The organism is Isoptericola sp. NPDC056134, assembly GCF_042264825.1.
Lineage (GTDB): Bacteria > Actinomycetota > Actinomycetes > Actinomycetales > Cellulomonadaceae > Isoptericola > Isoptericola nanjingensis.
The window spans coordinates 1-3198 of sequence record NZ_JBHJVM010000020.1 but is presented as its reverse complement, the minus strand read 5'-3'; the positions used below and the strand labels follow the sequence as shown (position 1 = coordinate 3198).

At 75.5% G+C, this 3198-nt stretch carries 2 protein-coding genes; both read left to right on the top strand.

The window, feature by feature from the left end; all coding sequences use genetic code 11:
• The first annotated feature begins 239 nt into the window (after nucleotides 1-239).
• Nucleotides 240-1484, top strand: coding sequence for a winged helix-turn-helix domain-containing protein (locus tag ACFCZN_RS16795; protein ID WP_430557501.1), 1245 nt, complete (start codon nucleotides 240-242; stop codon nucleotides 1482-1484).
• A gap of 89 nt (nucleotides 1485-1573) precedes the next feature.
• Complete coding sequence (locus ACFCZN_RS16790) at nucleotides 1574-3178, top strand: cation:proton antiporter (protein WP_429767083.1); 1605 nt, start codon at nucleotides 1574-1576, stop codon at nucleotides 3176-3178.
• The last annotated feature ends 20 nt before the right edge of the window (nucleotides 3179-3198 follow it).

Genomic DNA, 3198 nt, shown 5'->3' with positions numbered 1-3198 from the left:
ACATGGTCAGCCAAACCTTGTTTTGGGGTCATGGGGTGGGGGGTCTTCTTGTGGGGACTGTTTTCATGGGCACGGGGGCCCCCTCCCTTGGGGGGGGGACACGTCCCCGCGAAGAAGCCCCTACCCGCCCTTTCTCGCTCGCTCGCGGCTTGTCGCGGGGCGAGCCCGGTCCAGAGGCAGTGGCACATCCGGTGCGACCGGCACGAGGGGCTGTCGGTGGGGGTCGGCAGGATGGCCGGGTGGACTCCCTCTCGCTCGCGCAGGCCCGCCGCGTCGCCCTCGGGGCCCAGGGGCTGGCCCGGCCTCGACCGGACGCCTCCGGTGCTGCTGACGGCGGAGTGACGATGCGCCGCGCGATGGCGACGGTCGAGCAGCTGAACCTGCTGCAGATCGACTCGGTGAACGTGCTGGCGCGGGCGCACCTGATGCCGCTGTACTCGCGGCTCGGGCCGTACGACGTCGGGCTGCTGGACCGGGCGGCGGGGCGGGCCCCGCGGCGGATCGTGGAGACGTGGGCGCACGTGGCCTCGTTCGTGCCGGCGTCGACGTACCCGCTGCTGGAGTGGCGGCGGCGCAACTACCTCGACGAGGCCTGGGGCACCATCGCCGGGGCACCGCTGGCGCACGCGGCCGAGATGGACCTGGTGCGGCAGCTGGTCGCCGAGCGCGGGCCGGTGACCGCGCGCGAGATCCACGACGAGCTGGTCGCCACCGGGCGGTCGGGACCGCGCTCGCGCGAGGAGTGGGGCTGGAACTGGACGATGGCCAAGCGCTGCCTCGAGTTCCTGTTCTTCACCGGCGAGGTGATGGCCGCGCGGCGCAACACCGCGTTCGAGCGCTGCTACGACCTGCCCGAGCGCGTCCTGCCGCCGGCCGTGCGCGCGGCGGAGCCGGTGCCCGGCGACGAGGCCGTGCGCCGGCTGCTGGAGCTCGGCGCCCGGGCGCACGGGATCGGCACGGTCCGCTGCTTCGCCGACTACTTCCGGCTGCGCGGCCCGGCCGTGCGCCGGGCCCGGGACGAGCTGGTGGAGGACGGCGTGCTCGTGCCGGTCGACGTGCGCGGCTGGGACGAGCCCACCTACCGGCACCGGGACGCGCGCGTGCCCCGCCGGGCGCAGGCGCGCGCGCTGCTCAGCCCGTTCGACCCGGTCGTCTGGGAGCGGCGGCGCCTCGAGGCGCTCTTCGACGTGTACTACCGGATCGAGATCTACGTGCCCGCGCCGCAGCGGGTGCTCGGGTACTACGTGCTGCCGTTCCTCGAGGGCGACGCGATCACGGCGTTCGTCGACCTCAAGGCCGACCGGCAGGCGGGCGTCCTGCGCGTCCAGGCGGTGCACCCCACCGCCCACGCCGGCCCCGGCACGGCGGCGGCGCTGGGCGCCGAGCTCGCCGTGCTCGCGGGCTGGCTCGGGCTCGGGTCGACGGCGGTCGCGCCGGTCGGCGACCTCGCGCCCGCGCTGGCCGGGGCCGTGCGCGCGGCGTAGGGGCGCAGGGCGCCCGCCGCTCGTAGGATCGGCGCCACGACGTCGGGCGCGCCCGCGTCGGTCGGGACCGGAGAAGGTCAGGAGCGCTGATGGCCACGGCCGTGCTGTACCTCGCTGCGGCGCTCGTGGGCGGCCTGGCGGCGACGCTGCTGCGGCTGCCGCCGCTGGTCGGCTTCCTCGCCGCCGGGTTCGCGCTCGGGGCGGCCGGAGCCCCCGACCTGCCCGGGCTGGAGACCGTCGCCGAGCTGGGCGTGGCGCTCCTGCTGTTCGCGATCGGGCTGAAGCTCGACGTCCGCTCGCTGCTGCGCCCGGAGGTCTGGCTCACCACGGCGGCGCACCTGGTGCTGAGCGTCGCGGTGGCCGTCGGGTTCCTCGGCCTGCTCGCGGTCGTCGGGATCCGGCTCCTCGCCGACGAGTCGCTCGGCTCCCTGGCGCTGGTCGGGCTGGCGCTGTCGTTCTCCTCCACGGTCTTCGTGGTCAAGGTGCTGGAGGACCGCTCGGACACGACGGCGCTGTACGGGCGCATCGCCGTCGGCGTGCTCGTGGTGCAGGACATCATCGCCGTGGCGTTCCTGGCCGTCTCGACGGGGGAGCCGCCCAGCCCGTGGGCGCTCGCCGTCGTCGCCCTCGTCCCCGGGGCCTGGGTGCTGCGCCGCGTCTGGGACCGGGCCGGGCACGGTGAGCTGCAGGCGCTGTTCGGCGCGTTCGTCGCCCTCGTGCCCGGGTACTGGCTGTTCGAGGTCGTCGGGCTGTCGGGCGACCTCGGCGCCCTCGTGATGGGGGCCCTGCTCGCCGGGCACCCGCGCGCCACCGAGCTCTCCCGCTCCCTGCTCACGGTCAAGGACCTGGCGCTCGTCGCGTTCTTCCTGCAGATCGGGCTGCACGGGATGCCGGCCCCGGTCGACCTGGCCCTGGCCGGCCTGCTGCTCCTGCTGCTGCCGCTGCAGGTGGCGGGGTACGCGGTGCTGCTGTGGCTGATGCGGCTGCGGCGGCGGACGTCGTTCCTGGCCGGTCTGGCGCTCGGCAACTTCTCCGAGTTCGGCATCATCGTCGTCGCGTTCGGCGCGACGGCGGGCCTGCTCGACGAGGAGTGGACGGTCATCGTCTCCCTCGCCGTCGCCGGCAGCTTCGTCGTCTCGGCGATCGTCAACCGGCGCGGCGTCGAGCTCGCGGCCCGCCTCACCGCCCTCCTGCCCCGGCGGGACGTCGACAAGCTGCACCTCGACGACCGCCCGGTCGACATCGGCCGGGTCGACGCCGTCGTCCTCGGCCTGGGGCGGGTGGGCTCGGCGACGTACCGGCGCCTGCGCGACGTGCACGGGCTGTCGGTCATGGGGGTCGAGCACGACCGCACCCGCGTCGAGGCGCTGCGGACCGAGGGGATCGCCGTCGTCCCCGCCGACGCCACGGACACCGAGTTCTGGGCCCGGGTCAAGCGGGCCGGACAGGTGCGCCTCGCCGTGCTCGCGATGCCGTTCCACAAGGCGAACCTCATCGCCCTGGCCCGGCTGCGCGCGGTCGGCTTCGCCGGCCGGGTGGCGGCGATCGCCCGCTATGACGAGGACGCCGCCGAGCTGCGCCGGCACGGTGCGGACGCCGTCTTCCACCTCTACGGCGCCGCGGGGGCGGAGCTCGCGGACCGCGCCGTCGCCGACCTCGCCCCCGGCTCCGGCCGCGACCACGAGACGCTGTGAGCGGGCGTTCGGCCCGGTCC